This is a genomic window from Raoultella sp. T31 (genome assembly GCF_002806725.1).
Classification (GTDB): Bacteria; Pseudomonadota; Gammaproteobacteria; order Enterobacterales; family Enterobacteriaceae; genus Klebsiella; species Klebsiella electrica.
Window position 1 is genome coordinate 1 of the sequence record NZ_PIBO01000038.1, and the last position, 19071, is coordinate 19071.

19 protein-coding genes are annotated in these 19071 nt (G+C 56.9%); 6 read left to right on the top strand and 13 right to left on the bottom strand.

Translation table 11 applies throughout. The annotated features are described in order from the left end of the window. Positions 1-250: 250 nt before the first annotated feature. From CWM52_RS20660 to CWM52_RS20685, 6 genes are all read left to right on the top strand, one after another. Positions 251-565 (top strand): BON domain-containing protein, encoded by a 315-nt coding sequence (locus CWM52_RS20660; protein ID WP_100685803.1) that lies wholly within the window; start codon positions 251-253, stop codon positions 563-565. Between the two features lie 121 nt (positions 566-686). Next, positions 687-1253: a fructose-1-phosphate/6-phosphogluconate phosphatase gene (gene yqaB / locus CWM52_RS20665; protein WP_100685804.1), complete on the top strand. Its 567-nt coding sequence runs from the start codon at positions 687-689 to the stop codon at positions 1251-1253. Further along, positions 1250-1678, top strand: coding sequence for a YqaA family protein (locus CWM52_RS20670; protein ID WP_100685805.1), 429 nt, complete (start codon positions 1250-1252; stop codon positions 1676-1678). Before yqaB ends, CWM52_RS20670 begins: the two co-directional genes overlap by 4 nt. 198 nt (positions 1679-1876) lie before the next feature. Then, complete coding sequence (gshA, locus tag CWM52_RS20675) at positions 1877-3433, top strand: glutamate--cysteine ligase (RefSeq protein WP_100685856.1); 1557 nt, start codon at positions 1877-1879, stop codon at positions 3431-3433. A gap of 163 nt (positions 3434-3596) precedes the next feature. Then, positions 3597-4112, top strand: a complete 516-nt coding sequence (gene luxS / locus CWM52_RS20680; RefSeq protein ID WP_004866815.1) for an S-ribosylhomocysteine lyase — start codon at positions 3597-3599, stop codon at positions 4110-4112. Positions 4113-4161: 49 nt separating this feature from the next. Then, positions 4162-4929: an AraC family transcriptional regulator gene (locus CWM52_RS20685; protein WP_100685806.1), complete on the top strand. Its 768-nt coding sequence runs from the start codon at positions 4162-4164 to the stop codon at positions 4927-4929. Here the strand turns inward: CWM52_RS20685 and leuA are convergent. From leuA to nrdH, 13 genes are all read right to left on the bottom strand, one after another. Next, the gene (gene leuA, locus CWM52_RS20690; RefSeq protein WP_100685807.1) at positions 4908-6584 is read right to left on the bottom strand and encodes a 2-isopropylmalate synthase; all 1677 of its coding nucleotides are present in this window, start codon (positions 6582-6584) and stop codon (positions 4908-4910) included. The two genes, CWM52_RS20685 and leuA, sit on opposite strands and share 22 nt — an antisense overlap. Before the next feature lie 146 nt (positions 6585-6730). After that, positions 6731-8269 (bottom strand): multidrug efflux MFS transporter permease subunit EmrB, encoded by a 1539-nt coding sequence (gene emrB / locus CWM52_RS20695; protein ID WP_100685808.1) that lies wholly within the window; start codon positions 8267-8269, stop codon positions 6731-6733. 15 nt (positions 8270-8284) lie between these two features. Then, positions 8285-9457: a multidrug efflux MFS transporter periplasmic adaptor subunit EmrA gene (emrA, locus tag CWM52_RS20700; protein WP_100685809.1), complete on the bottom strand. Its 1173-nt coding sequence runs from the start codon at positions 9455-9457 to the stop codon at positions 8285-8287. A gap of 129 nt (positions 9458-9586) precedes the next feature. Next, complete coding sequence (mprA, locus tag CWM52_RS20705; protein ID WP_100685810.1) at positions 9587-10117, bottom strand: transcriptional repressor MprA; 531 nt, start codon at positions 10115-10117, stop codon at positions 9587-9589. 84 nt (positions 10118-10201) lie between these two features. Then, a complete protein-coding gene (gene ygaH, locus CWM52_RS20710) occupies positions 10202-10543 on the bottom strand; it encodes an L-valine transporter subunit YgaH (RefSeq protein ID WP_100685811.1) in 342 nt (113 codons plus the stop codon). Beyond that, a complete protein-coding gene (locus tag CWM52_RS20715; protein WP_100685812.1) occupies positions 10533-11261 on the bottom strand; it encodes an AzlC family ABC transporter permease in 729 nt (242 codons plus the stop codon). The genes ygaH and CWM52_RS20715 overlap by 11 nt, the downstream gene beginning before the upstream one ends. A gap of 207 nt (positions 11262-11468) precedes the next feature. Then, on the bottom strand, positions 11469-12467 hold the full coding sequence (gene proX, locus CWM52_RS20720; protein ID WP_100685813.1) for a glycine betaine/L-proline ABC transporter substrate-binding protein ProX: 999 nt from the start codon (positions 12465-12467) through the stop codon (positions 11469-11471). Between the two features lie 71 nt (positions 12468-12538). Further along, positions 12539-13603 carry a glycine betaine/L-proline ABC transporter permease ProW gene (gene proW, locus CWM52_RS20725; protein ID WP_100685814.1) on the bottom strand — a complete coding sequence of 355 codons (1065 nt, stop codon included), beginning with the start codon at positions 13601-13603 and terminating at the stop codon, positions 12539-12541. Further along, positions 13587-14798 carry a glycine betaine/L-proline ABC transporter ATP-binding protein ProV gene (gene proV, locus CWM52_RS20730; RefSeq protein ID WP_100685815.1) on the bottom strand — a complete coding sequence of 404 codons (1212 nt, stop codon included), beginning with the start codon at positions 14796-14798 and terminating at the stop codon, positions 13587-13589. The genes proW and proV overlap by 17 nt, the downstream gene beginning before the upstream one ends. Positions 14799-15153: 355 nt before the next feature. Further along, positions 15154-16116 (bottom strand): class 1b ribonucleoside-diphosphate reductase subunit beta, encoded by a 963-nt coding sequence (gene nrdF, locus CWM52_RS20735; RefSeq protein ID WP_100685816.1) that lies wholly within the window; start codon positions 16114-16116, stop codon positions 15154-15156. Between the two features lie 10 nt (positions 16117-16126). Next, complete coding sequence (nrdE, locus tag CWM52_RS20740) at positions 16127-18271, bottom strand: class 1b ribonucleoside-diphosphate reductase subunit alpha (protein WP_100685817.1); 2145 nt, start codon at positions 18269-18271, stop codon at positions 16127-16129. Beyond that, positions 18244-18654: a class Ib ribonucleoside-diphosphate reductase assembly flavoprotein NrdI gene (gene nrdI, locus CWM52_RS20745; protein WP_100685818.1), complete on the bottom strand. Its 411-nt coding sequence runs from the start codon at positions 18652-18654 to the stop codon at positions 18244-18246. Before nrdI ends, nrdE begins: the two co-directional genes overlap by 28 nt. Then, on the bottom strand, positions 18651-18893 hold the full coding sequence (gene nrdH / locus CWM52_RS20750) for a glutaredoxin-like protein NrdH (RefSeq protein WP_100685819.1): 243 nt from the start codon (positions 18891-18893) through the stop codon (positions 18651-18653). Before nrdH ends, nrdI begins: the two co-directional genes overlap by 4 nt. Positions 18894-19071 lie beyond the last annotated feature (178 nt).

A 19071-nucleotide genomic window follows, 5' to 3' on the forward strand; every position in this document is an offset into this window, starting at 1 on the left:
TAAGCAACGGCCCGTAGGGCGAGCGAAGTGAGTCATCCTCCCGGATGCACCATCTGCTCCAAACCCAAACTTGTATCATCTCCGCTTTCTCTTTCTGTCTTTCTGGCAAAGTCCGTTTAGCCCCTTCCCGTGTTGAAGGCTTTTCACCGACGCGTCTCAAACTTTTTTATTAGCAAGTGATTCTTTCCACTATAATTTACCCGTATGTGTCGGCCTGATTTGGGTGAGATGAGTGCAAGGAGAGAAATCCATGAAATGGTTCAAAGCAATACCTGCGTTTTGTGCGACGCTTCTGGTCGCCGTATCATTAGCTGGCTGTGCGGGATCGCCCACGAAGGAAAGTACCGGTGGCTATATTGATGATACCGTCGTCACCACGAAGGTTAAAACGGCGCTGTTTAACGAAAAAGACATTAAATCTTCTGAAATCAGCGTACAGACCTTTAAAGGGCGCGTTCAGTTAAGCGGTTTTGTCTCATCAGCGAAGGACGCCAGCCGCGCGGTGGAAGTGACCCGCAGAGTGCAGGGCGTTCGTGTGGTTGAGAATGATTTAAGAATCAAATAAACCACGATATGACTCAGATAAAGGCGCCCCGGAGGCGCCTTTATTGCCTGAGGCGCTGGCCGCGACAACATGCGCCTTTTGCGATAAAGTAACGTTTTCTTACCCGGTTTGTGAGAGCTCGATGTACGAACGTTACGCAGGACTGATCTTTGATATGGATGGCACTATCCTGGATACCGAACCGACGCATCGTAAGGCGTGGCATGAGGTTCTGGGTCGTTACGCAATGCGTTTCGACGAGCAGGCGATGGTCGCGCTCAATGGTTCTCCGACCTGGCGTATAGCCCAGGCGATTATCGAACTGAATCACGCTGATTTAGATCCTCACCGCCTGGCGGAAGAAAAAACTGTGGCCGTGAAGGCCATGCTGCTGGACAGCGTGCGTCCCTTACCGCTGATAGAGGTTGTGAAGGCATGGCACGGGCGTCGTCCGATGTCGGTCGGTACCGGGAGCGAAAGCGCCGTCGCTGAAGCGCTGCTGGCGCATCTCGGCCTGCGGCACTACTTTACGGCGGTGGTTGCTGCCGATCATGTCCAGAATCATAAACCGGCGCCCGATACCTTCCTGCTGTGCGCGGAGCGCATGGGCGTCGCGCCGGAAACATGCGTCGTTTTTGAAGATGCGGATTTTGGTCTGCAGGCGGCACAGCGCGCGGGAATGGATGCCGTGGATGTTCGGCTGCTGTGAGCGACGCGCTGTCGCTGATATCGCTGTTTGCCAGTAGTTTTTTGAGCGCCACATTACTTCCCGGCAATTCGGAAGTTGTGCTGGTTGCGATGCTACTATCGGGGGTAAGCCAACCGTGGGCCCTGGTATTAATAGCAACAATCGGCAATAGCCTTGGAGGGGTAACTAACGTTATTCTGGGGCGTCTGTTTCCGCTGCGCAAAACATCGCGCTGGCAGGAAAAAGCAACCGGCTGGTTAAAGCGCTACGGCGCGGTCACATTATTATTAAGCTGGGCGCCGGTCATCGGCGATTTACTGTGTCTGCTGGCGGGATGGATGCGCATCTCCTGGGGGCCGGTACTTTTTTTCTTATGCCTTGGCAAAGCGTTACGCTATATCGTCATTGCGGTGGTAACGCTTCAGGGCATGACGTGGTGGCACTAATTGTGGAACTAAGACTATCCCGGCAGGCCGTGTTACCGGTTATTTTGCACCTGGGCTGTGCCCGAAATCCGCGCGTACTGCCAGTGCGCTCCGGTTTTCGTGCGCGGAACCGGCAACAGTAACGTCTTCTGGGATAACCTGTATGGTCACCATTACAATTATGCTTATTCAAACGATTTTGACAGGCGGGAGGTCAAATTGATCCCGGATGTATCACAGGCGCTGGCCTGGCTGGAAAAAAATCCACAGGCTCTACAGGGTATCCAACGTGGTCTTGAGCGTGAAACGCTGCGCGTCAATGCCGATGGTTCACTGGCGACGACCGGTCACCCTCTGGCCCTTGGCTCGGCGCTGACCCACAAATGGATTACTACCGACTTTGCTGAAGCGCTGCTGGAGTTTATTACGCCGGTTGATGGCGACATTCAGCATATGCTCACCTTGATGCGCGATGTTCATCGCTATACCGCACGTCACCTGGGCGATGAGCGGATGTGGCCACTGAGCATGCCTTGCTACATTGCCCCTGGTCAGGACATCGAGCTGGCGCAGTATGGCACCTCGAATATTGGCCGTCTGAAAACGCTGTACCGCGAGGGGCTGAAGAACCGCTATGGTGCGCTGATGCAAACCATCTCCGGCGTGCACTATAACTTCTCGCTGCCGATGGCCTTCTGGCAGGCGAAGTGCGGCGTTGACGATGCGGAAAGCGGCAAAGAGGCGATTTCCGCCGGCTATTTCCGTTCAATTCGTAACTATTACCGCTTCGGCTGGGTGATTCCCTACCTGTTCGGCGCTTCTCCGGCCATCTGCTCTTCGTTCCTGCAGGGGAAACCGACGACGCTGCCGTTTGAGAAAGCGGAAAATGGGATGTACTACCTGCCTTATGCGACCTCTCTGCGCCTGAGCGACCTGGGGTATACCAATAAGTCGCAAAGCAATCTCGGGATTACGTTTAACGATCTCCACGAGTATGTGGCGGGATTGAAGCGGGCGATTAAAACGCCGTCGGAAGAGTATGCCCGGATTGGCATTGAGAAAGACGGTAAACATCTGCAAATCAACAGCAATATTCTGCAGATTGAGAACGAGCTCTACGCGCCAATTCGGCCGAAGCGGGTGACTCGCAGCGGCGAGACGCCTTCCGACGCGCTGCTGCGCGGCGGCATTGAATACATCGAAGTCCGCTCGCTGGATATCAACCCGTTCTCACCGATTGGCGTTGATGAGCAGCAGGTACGTTTCCTCGATCTGTTTATGGTCTGGTGCGTACTGGCCGATGCGCCGGAAATGAGCAGCGACGAGCTACTGTGTACGCGCACCAACTGGAATCGCGTGATTCTGGAAGGCCGTAAGCCGGGGCTGACGCTGGGTATCGGCTGCGCAAGCGCGCAGTTCCCGCTGGCTAAAGTGGGGAAAGATCTGTTCCAGGATTTGCGCCGCGTGGCGCAGACGTTAGATAGCATCCACGGCGGCGAAGCCTACCAGCAGGTGTGCGATGAGCTGGTCGCCAGCTTCGACGATCCGGAATTAACTTTCTCAGCCCGCATTCTGCGTTCTATGCTTGAAGAAGGGATTGGCGGCACCGGTAGGGAGCTGGCCGATCAATATCGTACGATGCTGCGGGAAGAGCCGCTGGAAATTTTGCGTGAAGACGATTTTATCGCCGAACGTGAAGCTTCAGTGATGCGTCAGCAGAAGGTGGAAGCGGAAGATAGCGAGCCGTTTGAAGCCCTGTTAGCAAGACACGCGTAGCAAAAAGCGATACAAAAGAAAAAGGCCACATCAATGTGGCCAAACTTTCATCTCTGATTCAGGGATGATGATGATAATAAATGCGCGTCTTTCATATACTCAGACTCGCGGGTATAAGAAGAGTTCATTTTATTTTAAAAAAAATCACTATCGGAGGTGAAGAATGCCGTTGTTAGATAGTTTCACAGTCGACCATACCCGCATGGAAGCACCGGCGGTGCGCGTTGCCAAGAAAATGAACACGCCGCACGGCGATGAAATTACCGTTTTCGATCTGCGTTTTTGCGTACCAAATCAGGAAGTGATGCCGGAAAGAGGGATTCATACTCTTGAGCACCTGTTCGCGGGCTTTATGCGCGACCACCTGAACGGCAATGGTGTGGAAATTATCGACATCTCTCCGATGGGCTGCCGTACGGGCTTCTATATGAGCCTGATTGGTACGCCGGATGAGCAGCGCGTAGCCGACGCCTGGAAAGCGGCGATGGCCGATGTGCTGAAAGTGAAAGATCAGAAGCAGATCCCGGAACTGAACGTCTACCAGTGCGGTACCTATACCATGCACTCGTTGGAAGAAGCTCAGGAGATCGCGCGCCATATCATCGAGCGCGATGTGCGCATCAACAGCAACGATGAGCTGGCCCTGCCGAAAGAAACCCTGCAAGAACTGCATATCTAGTTCTTCTGTCGGCCCGGCTATCTTCGCCGGGCCGCTATTCTGTGCCGCCATGTCGACGACCTTAACCTTCTCGTTTCAACACCGCGCCCTGGTGCCGTTCGCCCATGATTACGCTCACGGCGATAGCGAAGCGTGGCATCAGCATGACTGCGCCCAACTGCTGCATATCCTCAGCGGCGTGGTGCGGGTTGACACGCCGGTGGGCTACTGGGTTGCCCCGCCCGGACGCGGCGTCTGGCTACCGGCTGGCACGCCTCACGCGCTGCGTATCACCGGACAGGTCGCGGCCCGCACGCTGTTTATCGATCCGCTCGCCCGCGCCGATCTGCCGTCTGCGTGCCAGATCGTGCAGATAACGCCGCTGCTGCGTGAGCTGATCGTCACCTCGCTGGCCCTCGCCGAGCGCTATGAACCCGGCAGTCGCGATGAGCGTATTTATGAACTCATTCTCGATGAGATTCGCGGTATGGCGGTGCTGCCTTTTGGCCTGCCGGAGCCCCGGAGCGAGACGCTGCGCCGTTTATGTCACAAGGTGCGGGAAATGCCGGGGGAAGCCTGGAGCAGCCAGCAGGCGGCGAAAGAGAGCAATATGAGCGAACGCACGCTCAACCGCCACTTTCAGCAGCAGACCACGCTCACCTGGAGTGAATGGGTGCGCCGGGCGAAGCTGATGGAAGCGCTGGTTCGCCTGGCGCAGGGGCAGTCGGTGCTGCGGGTGGCGCTGGATCTGGGCTATGGTAGCCATAGTGCCTTCAGCGCCATGTTTCGTCGGGTTATCGGGATGGCTCCCAGCGATTATTTCCGCTCGCCGGAGTGATCGCCTGCGCTGAGCGCATTGCACAGCGCCTGTAACGAGGCGCGCGCGACGTCGTTATCGATGCCGACGCCCCAGCGGCTGCTGCCATCGGGGAAGATACAGCGAATATAGGCCACCGAGCGGCTGTCGCTGCGTTCACCGAGAGTGTGCTCATGGTAGTCCTTTATGACAAACGCTTGCTTTAGCAGCGCGCTGAGACCGTTGGCGGCGGCGGAGAGCAGGCCATTGCCATGCCCCTGTAGGCGACGCGTCTCGCCGTTGACCCGCAGCGTACCTTCCAACGCCAGTTGGCCGTCCTGCCGGCTGTCGGTTTTATACTCCAGCAGCGCCAGCGGCGGCTGAGCGATCAGCCCGTAGCGGGAACGGAACAGCTGCCAGAGCGCATTCTGCGTCATCTCTTTGCCATGCGTATCGGTTTCCTGCTGAACGTGCTGGCTGAAATCCTGCTGCAGCGCGCGAGGCAGCTTCAGTCCGTGATTCTGTTCGATTAACCAGGCGCTGCCGCTCTTACCGGACTGGCTGTTGACGCGGATAACCGCTTCATAGCTACAGCCGATGTCCTGCGGGTCGACGGGCAGGTAGGGCATCTCACAACGATCGCCGGGCTGGCGGGCATCGAATCCCTTCTTAATGGCATCCTGATGAGAACCGGAAAAGGCGGTGTAGGCGAGGCTGCCGGCCCACGGGTGGCGCGGGTGAACCGGCAGCTGATTGCAATTCTCCACCACTTCTACCACCCGTTTCATCTCCGGGAAGCTGAGTCGCGGCGTAATCCCCTGGCTGTAGAGGTTCATGGCCAGGGTGACCAGACAGACATTACCGGTACGCTCGCCGTTACCGAACAGACAGCCCTCTACGCGGTCGGCGCCGGCCATCACCGCCAGTTCGGCGCTGGCAACGCCGGTTCCCCGATCGTTGTGCGGATGCACGCTGATGCAAACATCGGCGCGGCGGGAGAAATGGCGGCAGAAAAATTCAATCTGATCGGCGTACACGTTCGGCGTGTTGACCTCAACGGTGGCGGGCAGATTAATAATCATCGGGCGTTGTGCGCAGGGCTGCCAGATGTCCGCCACCGCTTCACAGATCTCAAGAGCAAACTCCGGCTCGGTAAAACAGAAGGTTTCCGGGGAGTATTCATACTGCCAGAGCGTCTGCGGCTGCGCTTCGCACTGCTGGCGAATCAGACGGGTGGCACGGATCGCCAGCTCAATGACCTGCGCTTTCTCCATTCCGAAAACCAGCTTGCGGAACAGCGGAGCGGTGGCGTTGTACAGATGGACGGTGGCGCGATGGGCGCCGCGCAGCGACTCAAAGGTCCGCAGGATAAGATCTTCCCGCGCCTGGGTCAGCACCTGAATGGTGACATCTTGTGGAATGCGCTGTTCCTCAATCAGCTGGCGGACGAAGTTGAAGTCGGTCTGCGATGCTGCGGGGAAGGCGACTTCAATCTCTTTAAATCCGCACTCCAGCAGCAGCTCCCAGAACTGTAGCTTACGTGCGCCGTCCATCGGCTCGGCCAGCGCCTGGTTGCCGTCGCGCAGGTCGGTGGAGAGCCAGCGCGGCGCGTGGGTTATCGGGTTGTCCGGCCAGCGGCGGTCGGGCAGGGAAATGGGCGGCCAGGGGCGGTATTTTTCACCGGGATTTGTCAGCATTGTTCTCTCCTTGTGTCGAATCTTTATCCTGCCGAAGCGCAGAGCGACCTGCTTTAGCAAACTGGACAGAAACTAGCGAGAACTGGACAAGGCTGGCGTAGCGCCGGCAATAAAAAAGGGATCCGCAGATCCCTTCAGGTCAAACTTTAGTGCGCGCCGCCGCCCCCACCCCCGGCGCTAAACGGCGGTCTGGCAAACCACACCAGCCCCAGCAACAGGATAAATATCGCCGCCGATAACCAGAAAATTTCGTTGGCGGAGATAATCAGCCCCTGGTTAGTTATCTGCTGCGCTATCCAGCCGGACGCCTGCTGTTGAGTCATCCCTAATCCCTGCAGCTGGTCATACATCTGCTGGGCGTTGGGATTATAGGGGGTCACCGACTCGGTGAGCTGCGCATGGTGCAGCGCCTCGCGGTTCGTCCACATGGTGGTGGTAATCGAGGTGCCGATGGAGCCCGCCAGTGTACGGGTGAAGTTCGACAGGCTCGAGGCCGCCGCCAGCCGTTCCGGCGGCAGACCGGACAGGGTGATGGTGGTCAGCGGCATAAAGAAGCAGGCCACCGCGAAGCCCTGGATAAACTGCGGCCACGCCGAAGCGCCGAAGTCCATGCCGGGCTCGAAGGTCCAGGCGCGCCAGTAGAAACACACCGCGTACATAATAAAGCTGAAGGTGACCAGTCGGCGCATATCCAGCTTATGGGCGAAGCGACCGATAATCGGCGACAGGATAACCGGGATAACCCCCACCGGCGCGGAAGCCAGACCGGCCCAGGTGGCGGTATAGCCGTATACCTCCTGCAGCAGCTGCGGCAGCAGCACGATGGCGCCGAAGTAGAGCATATAGGCGAGGCTGATACACAGACAGCCGATGGTGAAGTTTCGCGACTTGAAAAGCGACAGGTCGACTATCGGGTTATCGTCGGTCAGTTCCCAGACTATCAGGAAACTGATGGCGATCACTGCCACGATTGTCAGCACGATAATCTCGTTGGAGGCGAACCAGTCCAGCTCTTTACCGCGGTCGAGCATCACCTGCAGACTGCCGATACCGATTATCAGCAGCGCCAGGCCAACGCCATCGATTCGCCGCTGTTCCGTTTTGGTTTCACGGCTGCGCAGGGTTTGCAGCGTCATCACCACCACCGCGATGCCAATCGGCACGTTGATGAAGAAGATCCAGCCCCAGTGGTAGTTGTCGCTGATATAGCCGCCGAGAATAGGGCCGCAAATCGGCGCGACGATCACCGTCATCGACCACAGCGCCAGCGCGATAGAACGTTTTGCCGGCGGATAGTTGCTGAGCAGCAGACTTTGCGACAGCGGAATCAACGGACCGGCGACGATCCCCTGAATCACGCGGAAGAAAATCAGCATCGTCAGGCTGTTGGACATCCCGCAGGCCCAGGAGGCGATGGCGAACGCCACCGTCGACCACAGGAACAGCTTCACTTCCCCGACGCGTTTTGCCAGCCAGCCGGTGATCGGAATAGAGATGGCATTCGCCACCCCGAATGAGGTGATAACCCAGGTCCCCTGGCTCAATGATGAGCCAAGGTTACCGGCAATGGTCGGAATGGCCACGTTGGCGATAGTGGAGTCCAGCACCTGCATGAAGGTCGCAAGCGACAGCGCAATGGTCATGATGACCAGTTGCGCGCCTTCCAGCGGTTTTTGCTGTTGCATTACGCTCACTCCGAATTATCCCGCGTTAGCCTGGATGATACCCTCGATCAGTTTGTTCACCGGCTCCAGGGCGATTTCACGGGCATTGCTTTCATAAACCGGGGATTTGCGCGTCTGGTTAGCCAGCATCTCGCCGTCGCGGTTGGTGGTGTTCACCTCAACCAGCGTTGAAAGACCGATGCGCAGAGGGTGCTCTGCCAGCTGCTTTTCATCCAGTTCGATACGTACCGGCAGGCGCTGAACCACCTTGATCCAGTTGCCGGTGGCGTTCTGCGCCGGCAGCAGTGAGAAGGCGCTCCCGGTGCCCATATCGAGGCCGACCACTTTACCGGTGTACTTCACATCATCGCCGTAAATATCGCTGATCACGGTAGCCGGTTGGCCGATGCGCATATGCGCCAGCTGGGTCTCTTTAAAGTTGGCGTCGATCCACAGATTGGTGGCCGGTACCACCGCCATCAGCGGTGTGGTCGGGCTAATCTGCGCGCCGGGCTGCACGGCGCGACGGGAAACGTAGCCGCTAATCGGGCTGACGATTTGCGTCCGCTGCAGCGCAAGCCATGCGTTACGGACATCCGTCGCCGCCTGCAGAACCGCCGGCTGTTGCTCCAGGCTGGTGTTCAGCACGATAGCCTGGTTGGCGTTGAATTGCTGAATGGCGACATCCAGTTCGGCCTGCGCGCTGGCAACCGTATCGCGCGCGTGCTGCAGCTCTTCGCGGCCAATCAGGTTGGCGGCGCCCAGCGGGATACGCCGGTTAAGGTCGGTCTGCGCCTGAGAGAGCGCGGTTTTCTTGACGTCGATATTGGCCTGCAGCTGTTTGCTGTTGATCATCTGCTGACGCGTCTGACGAACGCTGGCGGCGAGTTGGGTTTTCGCCTTTTCAAATCCCTGCCGGGCGTCGGTCTGGTCAAGGGTGACCAGCGGGTCGCCCTGCTGCACGAAATCGGTGTTGTCGGCCCAGACTTTCGTCACGCTGCCGGACACCTGCGCCATGATTTGTACCTGGTTCCCTGCCACATAAGCGTCATCGGTTTCTTCATAATGACGTAGTACCAAAAACCAATAAATTCCGTAGGCCACGGCAATAATAATAAACAGCAAGGTTAACAACAGCAGGGCGCCTTTGCGTTTGCCCTTCTTGCTGTCCGGTTGCTGCGGGATTTGGCTCTGCGCATTCGCGCTCATGTTATTCTCCACGATCTTATTATTTCACATCGGCTGAGCCGACCTGTTTATCAGAAAGGCCAGCAAAAGATCTGCTGGCCTGTCTGTTTTCCTTGTCAATCCAGAAAAAGTTTTGCGCGGTTCTCGCGCTTAGCGCAGCGACTCCGCCAGTACGCCGTCCTCTTCCATCTGGTCAAGGCGACTAAGCAGTTTGCGGGTGATGTGCTCGAGCTGGTCTTTCTCGCTGGAGCTCAGGGAAGACCAGAGCTGATGCAGGCAGTTGTGCTGCGGCGGTAAAACTTCGCGCAAAAACTGATGACCTTTGTCGGTGAGTTGCAGATGCAGGCAGCGACGATCGTTATCGCTTTCGCGACGCTCAATCCAGCCGCGTTTTTCCAGTTCATCGGCAATACGGGTTGCGTTGGTTCGTGACGATCCCAGCGCGCAGCTCAGCTCGGAAGGCTGAATGCTGTGGTTTTCCTGAGACTCCAGCGTGATCAGCGCCATAAATAATGTCTCGTTAATCCCCTGCGCTTTCAGCATCTTATTGCGGTTTTCCAGTAGCTTGCCCTGCATGTGCATGCACAGGCGGGTGAGCAGAATCTCCTGGAAAGGGAAATCTTCGTGACGGCTGGCGCGGAACTTGAGCATTTGCTCAATGGGGGTAAACGAACTATCCATTTGGGTATGACCTCATTAATTACAGCCGATATAATAACTATTGTGACAAATAAATCAAATCAATTATTGACTAAAATTGATACTTTAGACGTATAAAAACGCCGTGATTTTCCATGCTACGCCATAGGCCAGCGCGCTCAGTAGCGTCGGTATAATAATGCTGCGCGTCTTCCAGAACGCCAGTCCCAGCACCGCGAAGCCGACCAGCGTCGGCAGCAGCCGCCGGGAATCGCTGAGGATTTCCGGCACGCTGGAGACGATCAGCAGGGCGCAGATGGAGGCGATACCGATAGTATCGAGCAGCACGCTGAGCGGGCCGCGACGACCGGTACGGGCATGACCTGCGCGCAGGCGCAGCGGCAGATAGCGAAACAGATAGTTCACGCAGCCGACCACTATCCCGATAATCAGCACGTTATTGTTCATCGGGCATCCCCTGAATGCTGGCCTGCAGCAGCGCAGTCAGACAGCCGCAGACAATCCCGGCGAGGATCGCCGCCGGAATCGAGAACAGAATCATGCCGCCCAGCGCACCCGCCAGCGCAGCCGTTACGCTGAGAGACTGTTTACGCTGGAATGAAGCCAGTAAGAAGCTCATAAACAGCGCGGGTAGCATAAAGCTCAGCGCGGCCTCCACCGCCGGAAAACCGACCAGCAGGCCGCTACCGGAGTAGGCGCCGATCAGCGTGCCGAACACCCATGATATCCAGGAGGTGAAGGCGATGCCGAGCATCCAGTTTTCGCTCCAGCGGCGGTTGTCGCGAACCAGCTTTGCGGTGGCCGCCGCGAACACTTCGTCGGTCAGGCCAAAAGCCCAGAGCGCGGTTTTGCGTTTATCCAGCGCGCGATGAAGGCGGCTACGTAGCGAGGGGCCGTACAGCACGTGACGCACATCCATCGCCATCACGGTGAGGGCCGCCACCCACAGCGAACTGCCTGCGGCGAGCATCGTGGTGATGACAAACTGGCTGGCGCCGGCGTAGATGATGCAGGAAAAGAACAGGCTTTCCAGCGGCGTAAAGCCGAGTCGGGTGGCGTTCAGGCCAAAGGCGAAGGCCACGGGAATATAGCTAATCACAATCGGCAGGCTGTCTTTAATTCCTTCAGGCAGCGTGGCCTCGCTGGCGGGGGCGGGTTTTTCCATAGGGTGTTATTTATTGATAATTCACGTGAATATCACATGATTGAACAGGTGAGATTACCTTAGCAGAGACCGGGGGCTTTGACACCCTGTTAAGCGGCGCGGGCCTGGCGGGCGAAAGCGTCTGCATGTTGCCCCGAACAGTGCCGGAGCAACAACGTGGCGCGATCGGACACCCGGATAGCGCCACTATCCGGGTCTGAGGGAAGATTACTTCTGCGCGGCCAGCGCTTCTTTCACCCAGCCGTCAAACTGCTGCTGGTGGGCTTTGATCCAGCCATCAACGTGACCCTGAATATCCGCTTCCGAGGCGTGACCTTCATGCATCATGGCGTTTTCGGCGTTAATATCGGCAATGGGCAGCTTCATGATGCTAAACAGTTTTGCCGCCGCCGGGTTTTTCTCAGCCCAGGCTTTGTTGGCCACGATGTGCATCGTGCTTACCGGGAAGCCATAGTTCGCGCCGTTCGCCAGTTTGGTATCGATATTTTTCTGCACCCCCGGCAGGGAGGAGAACGGAACCTGCAGCCAGACCACATCTTTGCCCGGCTTCAGCACGTCGCTGACCCAGTACGGTGTCCAGGTGTAGTAGATAACCGGCTTACCTTCTTTAAAGCGGGCAATGGTATCGGCCATCATCGCCGCATAGTTCCCTTGATTGTGCTCCACCGTTTTGCTCAGGCCATAGGCATCAATCTGATGATTAATGACCGCTTCGCAGCCCCAGCCCGGCGTACAGCCGGTCAGATCGGCTTTGCCGTCGCCGTTGGTGTCAAACAGTCTGGCGATTTTCGGGTCTTTGAGCCGATCGATGGATTTGATGTGATATTGTTCGGCGGTTTTTTTGTCGATCAGGTAGCCCTGTGCCGCGCCATTCACATAAACGCCTTTGCGGTAGAAGCTTTTGTCGCCCCCGGCGGCGGCGTACATATCGTCGTGCAGCGGTTGCCAGTTGACGGCGGTAAAGGTCGCGTCGCCGGAGGCAAGCGAGGTATAGCCGACGTTGTAGTCCACTTCGCTGGGTTTATCGACGGTGTAGCCCAGTTTTTCCAGCGCGCGGCTTACCAGCAGGGTCTGGAAGGTCTCTTCCGTAATGGTGCTTTGAATGGGTTTAACGGTAATGCCTTTTCCCGGCAGGTCGGCTGCACAGGCGGCGCTGGTGGCGAGAAGCGTGGCAAACGTTGTGGCAATAATCGTGTTATGTCGCATCGTTATTCCTTATCAATGAGAAGGGAGTGCTGCGAGCCCGGCAGGCGCAGTGCCACCGGGCGATGAGAAGCTTATTTACGGAACGGGCGGGTAATCAGCCCCAGGGGGCCGGTCGCGTACCAGCGGCGGTTGCCGCGGCTGCGGGAGTCGCGGCCGACGGCCTGGGTCAGGCGGTCGAGAATAATCGCCAGAATAACGATCCCGACGCCGCCGACGCTTGCCAGCCCCATATCGAGGCGGCCGATCCCGCGCAGTACCATCTGGCCCAGGCCGCCCACGGCGATCATCGAGGCTATCACTACCATCGACAGCGCCAGCATCAGCGTCTGGTTAACCCCGGCCATGATGGTCGGCATCGCCAGAGGAAGCTGCACCTTAAAGAGCAGCTGACGCGGGCTGGCGCCGAACGAGCGCGAAGCCTCAATCAGGTCCGCGGGCACCTGGTTAATCCCGAGGATGGTCAAACGGACGATAGGCGGCAGGGCGAAGATAATGGTCACCACCACGCCTGGCACGTTACCAATCCCGAACAGCATCACAATCGGCACCAGGTAGACGAACGCTGGCGTGGTCTGCATGGCATCCAGCAGCGGGCGAATAATTTTCGCCGCCCGCGGGCTACGCGCCAGCCAGATCCCCAGCGGCAGGCCGATCAGCATACAGAACAGCAGAGCGGTCAGAACCAGCGCCAGGGTCACCATCGCCTGCGACCACGCGCCGATGGCGCCGATCGCAACCAGAGAGAGAAGCGTTGCCGCGCCCATCCCCACGCTGGAGATTTGCCAGGCGATAAGCGCGAACAGCACAATGGCGACCGGTGCCGGCATGCCGAGTAGCAGTTGCTGGAAGGCGCTGAGGATATAGTCCACCGGTACGCGGATACCCTGGAATAGCGGACGGAAGTGCACCACGATCCAGTCGATACCGTGCGTTACCCAGCTGTCGAGCGGGATCAGCGTTTTATGGAACGGATCCAGGATGTTGAAATGTTCCGGCTGCGGCGCTGGCGCGCTGTTGAGCCAGTCGGCACTACCGCCATCGGTCGGCGCGGATGCCGGGGAGCCCCAGGCATCGGCAGATTGCGCGGCGCTATCCGCCTCCGGGGCGCTATCCCACGGATTAGATTGATCGGTCATTGTTTGCCCCCTCGCGATCTAAAGCTTTCAGCAGCATGCCTTTAGAAATAATACCGATGTACTGGTGCCCTTCATCCACAACCGGGACCGCGCACGGTGCCAGGCCGACGTGGGAGAGCAGGTCGCTGAGCGATGTTTGCGCATCTATCGCCTGCGGGGAGGCGAGTAACGCCGCATCAATTCCCTGACCTTCGCTCAAGGCGGATTTCAGTGAATCAATAGAGACAATACCGACAAACTTATTACCACGTTCAATCACATAACCATATTCACGGTCTTCGTCCTGCAATAATTTCAATGCCGAACGCGGACCGAAACCTGGCGTTTTACGAATTAAGCCCACCGGGCTTCGACGGGCAATATCTTTAGCGCTGAATACCTGGCTAATATCGACGCCGCGGAAGAAGGTTTTGACATAATCATTAGCCGGATTATTCAGTATTTCATCCGGGGTACCGACCTGAATGACTTCGCCATTTTGCATGATGGCAATCCGATCGCCAATGCGCATGGCTTCATCAAGATCGTGGGAAATAAACACCACGGTACGCTGATGTTGCGCCTGTAATTTTGTCAGCTCATCCTGCATCTCCGTGCGAATTAATGGGTCAAGGGCCGAAAAGGCTTCGTCCATTAATAAGATATCAGGGTTGATGGCCAGCGCGCGGGCGAGGCCGACGCGCTGGCGCATTCCGCCGGAGAGCTCATCCGGGTAAGCATGCGCGTAATTCTCCAGGCCGACCTGACGCAGCGCCTCCAGCGCTTTCTGCTGGCGCTGCTGGGTCGGGATGCCCGCCAGCTCCATGCCAAAGGCGGCATTGTCGAGCACGGTCATATGCGGCATCAGCGCAAATGACTGAAATACCATAGCGATCTTTTTTCTGCGCACCTCACGCAGCTCGGCTTCTGAGATTTTGGCGATATCGACGCCATCTATCAGCACCTGCCCGCGGGTGGGTTCAATCAGGCGATTGAGAAGGCGAACCATGGTGGATTTTCCTGAGCCGGAAAGCCCCATGATGACGAATATCTCGCCTTCTTCAATGGCCAGACTGGCGTCTTTTACGCCAAGCGAAAGTCCCGTTTTTTCCAGTAGTTGTTCTTTAGTAAATCCTTTTTCAATATATTTGAACGCTCGCTGCGGATGCTCGCCAAATATCTTATAGAGATTCTTGATTTCTAATTTAATTGCCATGCAATAGAGGGTTTCCTGTTATTTGTATTCTGTCAATGTAGTACCTGGTGGAGATAATTGCCTTTTTACACCCTAACATACTCAGATTCTGTGACAACCCTCAATGTCCCGCTGGCGGTGAAATGAGAGGGGGCATCTTCGACGTATTCCCCATGATAGAAGGGCTGGGCCTTGATAATTGGAAGGTAATATTTTTTGCTGATGGCAGGAAAATAATTGGTGAACCACGCGATTCTCGCTAAATATTACGGCAAGATGTCAGGGAAATATCAGGTGGTTTTTTTGTGTGATGAAAGTCATTAATGTGAAATAGATCACCAGGAAAACAGGCAATATTTTCCTGGTGAAAGTAAGGTTAAAAATCCCAATCGTCGTCGGCGGTTTCTTCCGTTTTGCCCATCACATACGAGGAACCGGAGCCGGAGAAAAAGTCGTGGTTTTCATCGGCGTTTGGCGAAAGCGCCGCCAGAATTGCCGGGTTAACGGCGGCCATCTCTGCCGGAAACAGCGCCTCGTAGCCGAGGTTCATCAGCGCTTTGTTGGCGTTGTAGCACAGGAAGGCGTTCACCTCCTCAATCCAGCCGCTGTCGGCGTACAGATCCCGGGTATAGGCCAGTTCGTTATCGTACAAATCCATCAGCAGATCGAAGGCGAAATTCTTCAGTTGCTCCCGCTCGTCGGCGGCGATGTTGGCCAGCCCCTTTTGATACTTATAGCCGATGTAATAACCGTGTACCGCTTCATCACGGATAATCAAGCGAATCAGATCGGCGGTATTGGTCATTTTGCCGCGGCTTGAAAAATACATCGGCAGCCAGAATCCGGAATAGAAGAGGAAGGATTCGAGAAACACGCTGGCGATTTTCTTCTTCAGCGGATTATCCGCCTGATAATACTCCAGCATCAGCCGGGCTTTGTGCTGGAGCGGCGCATTCTCTTCGCTCCAGGCGTAGGCGGCATCGACATCTTTGGTCTGGCACAAGGTGGAGAAAATCGAGCTGTAGGAGCGGGCGTGCACCGCCTCCATAAAGCTGATGTTGGAGAGCACCGCCTCTTCGTGCGCGGTCAGCGCATCCGCCATCAGCGCCGGCGCGCCGATGGTGTTCTGAATCGTATCGAGCAGCGTCAGTCCGGTGAACACGCGAATAGTGAGCCGCTGTTCCGCCGCGGTCAGCGTCTGCCAGGCGGGAATGTCGTTGGACAACGGCACTTTCTCCGGCAGCCAGAAGTTGCTGGTCAGACGGTTCCAGACCTCAAGGTCCTTATCGTCCTCGATTTTATTCCAGTTGATAGCGCTGATACGTGATAAATGGGTCATCCTGTTCTCCTTACAGCGCGCAGGATACGCAGCCTTCGATTTCGGTCCCTTCCAGCGCCAGCTGGCGCAGGCGGATGTAATACAGTGTTTTGATGCCCTTTTTCCACGCGTAGATCTGCGCCTTATTGATATCGCGGGTGGTGGCGGTATCAGGGAAAAAGAGCGTCAGCGACAGCCCCTGATCGACGTGCCGCGTGGCTTCGGCGTAGGTGTCGATAATCTTTTGTGGGCCGATTTCCCAGGCATCCTGATACAGCGCCAGGTTGTCATTGGTCATAAATGGCGCGGGATAGTAAACCCGCCCGGTTTTCCCCTCCTTGCGGATCTCTATCTTCGAGACAATCGGGTGGATACTCGAAGTCGCATGGTTGATGTAGGAGATAGAACCGGTGGGCGGGATAGCCTGCAAATTACGGTTATAGATGCCGTAGCGCATCACGTCATCGCGGAGCTTCAGCCACATCTCGCGGTCGGGCAGGCGGATCCCTGCGCGGGCGAATAGCGCACGCACAGCTGCCGTTTTCGGCTGCCAGTCGCCCTGCAGATAGCGTTCGAAGTATTCGCCGCTGGCATAGCGCGATTGTTCAAATCCGGCAAAATGCTCACCGCGCTCGCGGGCTATCTGCATCGACGTGTGCAGCGCGTGCCAGGTGACGGTATAAAAATAGATGTTGGTAAAGTCCAGCCCTTCCGGGCTGCCGTAGGCGATGCCTTCCCGGGCCAGATAGCCATGCAGGTTCATCTGGCCCAGACCGATGGCATGGGAGGCGGCATTGCCCGCCGCCACCGATGGCACCGAGCGTATATCGCTCATGTCGGACACCGCCGTCAGGCCGCGCACTGCGACGGCAATCGTGCGGGCAAAATCCGGCGAATCCATAGTATGCGCAATGTTCAGCGACCCCAGATTGCAGGAGATATCCTGGCCCACGCTGGCATAATCCAGATTTTCATCAAAGGTCGACGGGGTGTTGACCTGCAAAATTTCCGAACACAGGTTACTCATGTTAATGCGCCCGGCAATCGGGTTGGCGCGGTTAACGGTATCTTCAAACATGATGTAGGGATAACCGGACTCGAACTGAATTTCCGCCAGCCGCTGGAACAGATCGCGGGCGCGGATCCAGCGTTTGCGGACCCGCTCGTCGGCGACCAACTGCGCGTACATCTCGCTGATGGCGACATCGCCAAACGGTTTACCGTACAGACGCTCGACGTCATAGGGCGAGAACAGCGCCATCTGCGCGTCGTCTTTCGCCAGCTGGAAGGTAATGTCCGCGATGACGACCCCGAGCGACAGGGTTTTGATGCGGATCTTCTCGTCGGCGTTTTCCCGTTTGGTATCGAGGAAACGCAAAATATCCGGGTGATGGGCGTGCAGGTAGACCGCTCCCGCTCCCTGGCGCGCGCCGAGTTGGTTGGCGTAGGAGAAGGCGTCCTCGAGCATTTTCATCACCGGCACCACGCCGGAAGATTGATTTTCAATGCGCTTAATCGGTGCCCCGAACTCGCGCAAATTGGACAATAAAAACGCCACGCCGCCGCCGCGTTTTGACAGTTGCAGCGCCGAGTTCACCGCCCGGCCAATCGACTCCATATTGTCTTCAATGCGCAACAGGAAACAGGAAACCAGCTCGCCCCGCTGCTGTTTACCGGCGTTGAGGAAGGTGGGCGTCGCCGGCTGAAAGCGCCCGCTGAGGATCTCATCGGTCAACTGCCGGGCCAGCGCTTCATCACCCTGCGCGAGGGTGAGGGCGACCATGCAGGTGCGATCGGCAAAATGTTCAAGGTAGCGTTTGCCGTCAAAGGTCTTCAGCGTATAGCTGGTATAGAATTTCCAGGCACCGAGAAAGGTCCGGAAGCGGAACGGGTAGCCCTGCGCGTGGTCAAACAGCGCCAGCACAAAACGGCGATCGTAGCGTGCCAGCACGCTGGCATCGTAATAGCCTTCGGCGATCAGCCATTCCAGTTTTTCATTCTGCGATGTGAAAGAGACGGTATGGGTCAGCACGTGCGTCGCCATAAAGGCGTCTACCGCCTGGTGGTCTTTTTCAAACGGAATACGGCCATTGCTGTCATACAAATTCAGCATCGCATTGAGGGCGTGGAAATCCGCCGCCCCGGTGGTCAGACGTTCTGCGGTTGTCGTTGCCAAAATTCGCTTACTCCTTTACGCACATTATCGACATCGGTAGGGGTGCCCATCAGCTCAAAGCGATACAGATACGGTACGCCGCATTTTTGCGCGATGATGTCGCCGGCCCGGCCATAGGCGTCGCCGAAGTTACGATTACCGGCGGCAATCACGCCGCGTATCAGTTGACGGTTATGCGGGTCGTTTAAAAAGCGGATCGCCTGTCGCGGCACCGCGCCAGCCGTACCGCCGCCGCCGTAGCTGGGGACAATGAGAATGTAGGGGGCGTCTACCTGGATGCGTTCCCGCTCGTTAAGCGGAATGCGCACCGCGGGCAGCCCCAGACGCTGGACGAACCGATGCGTATTTTCGGAACTGCTGGAGAAGTAGACGAGAAGGCTCATGCGTTGGCTACCGGTTCGGGACGCAGGCGATTAATCATATCCGGGCGAAAACCGGACCAGCGGGTTTCACCGGCTATCACGACCGGCAGCTGACGAAAGCCCTGCTCGCGCAGCATGTCAGCGGCGTCCGGATGATGCTCGACATTCACCATCTCGAAGGCAAACCCGCGGCTTTCCATGGCCCGCTTAGTGGCATGGCACTGGATGCAGTCATTTTTAGTGTAAATAGTAATGCGCATGATTCGTATTTCCATTTAAGATGGCGGGACGGCGCAAAAAAGTGCGACGGCCGCTATCGGTTAACTGTTCAGGAAATACTAGATGTAGTTATCTAAAAGTTCAACCACGCAATATATAGCGTTTTTAGATAAGTGAAACCCTCACGGAACACTGCCGTGAGGGCAGGACGGGTATGCC

Coding starts and splice junctions, on each gene's coding strand:
- CWM52_RS20685 (WP_100685806.1), top strand. CDS start 4,162: ATGTCGACGACCTTAACCTTCTCGTTTCAACACCGCGCCCTGGTGCCG.
- proV (WP_100685815.1), bottom strand. CDS start 14,798: ATGGCAATTAAATTAGAAATCAAGAATCTCTATAAGATATTTGGCGAG.
- luxS (WP_004866815.1), top strand. CDS start 3,597: ATGCCGTTGTTAGATAGTTTCACAGTCGACCATACCCGCATGGAAGCA.
- mprA (WP_100685810.1), bottom strand. CDS start 10,117: ATGGATAGTTCGTTTACCCCCATTGAGCAAATGCTCAAGTTCCGCGCC.
- proX (WP_100685813.1), bottom strand. CDS start 12,467: ATGCGACATAACACGATTATTGCCACAACGTTTGCCACGCTTCTCGCC.
- leuA (WP_100685807.1), bottom strand. CDS start 6,584: ATGCTGACAAATCCCGGTGAAAAATACCGCCCCTGGCCGCCCATTTCC.
- nrdI (WP_100685818.1), bottom strand. CDS start 18,654: ATGAGCCTTCTCGTCTACTTCTCCAGCAGTTCCGAAAATACGCATCGG.
- nrdH (WP_100685819.1), bottom strand. CDS start 18,893: ATGCGCATTACTATTTACACTAAAAATGACTGCATCCAGTGCCATGCC.
- emrA (WP_100685809.1), bottom strand. CDS start 9,457: ATGAGCGCGAATGCGCAGAGCCAAATCCCGCAGCAACCGGACAGCAAG.
- CWM52_RS20715 (WP_100685812.1), bottom strand. CDS start 11,261: ATGGAAAAACCCGCCCCCGCCAGCGAGGCCACGCTGCCTGAAGGAATT.
- proW (WP_100685814.1), bottom strand. CDS start 13,603: ATGACCGATCAATCTAATCCGTGGGATAGCGCCCCGGAGGCGGATAGC.
- emrB (WP_100685808.1), bottom strand. CDS start 8,269: ATGCAACAGCAAAAACCGCTGGAAGGCGCGCAACTGGTCATCATGACC.
- ygaH (WP_100685811.1), bottom strand. CDS start 10,543: ATGAACAATAACGTGCTGATTATCGGGATAGTGGTCGGCTGCGTGAAC.
- yqaB (WP_100685804.1), top strand. CDS start 687: ATGTACGAACGTTACGCAGGACTGATCTTTGATATGGATGGCACTATC.
- nrdF (WP_100685816.1), bottom strand. CDS start 16,116: ATGACCCATTTATCACGTATCAGCGCTATCAACTGGAATAAAATCGAG.
- CWM52_RS20660 (WP_100685803.1), top strand. CDS start 251: ATGAAATGGTTCAAAGCAATACCTGCGTTTTGTGCGACGCTTCTGGTC.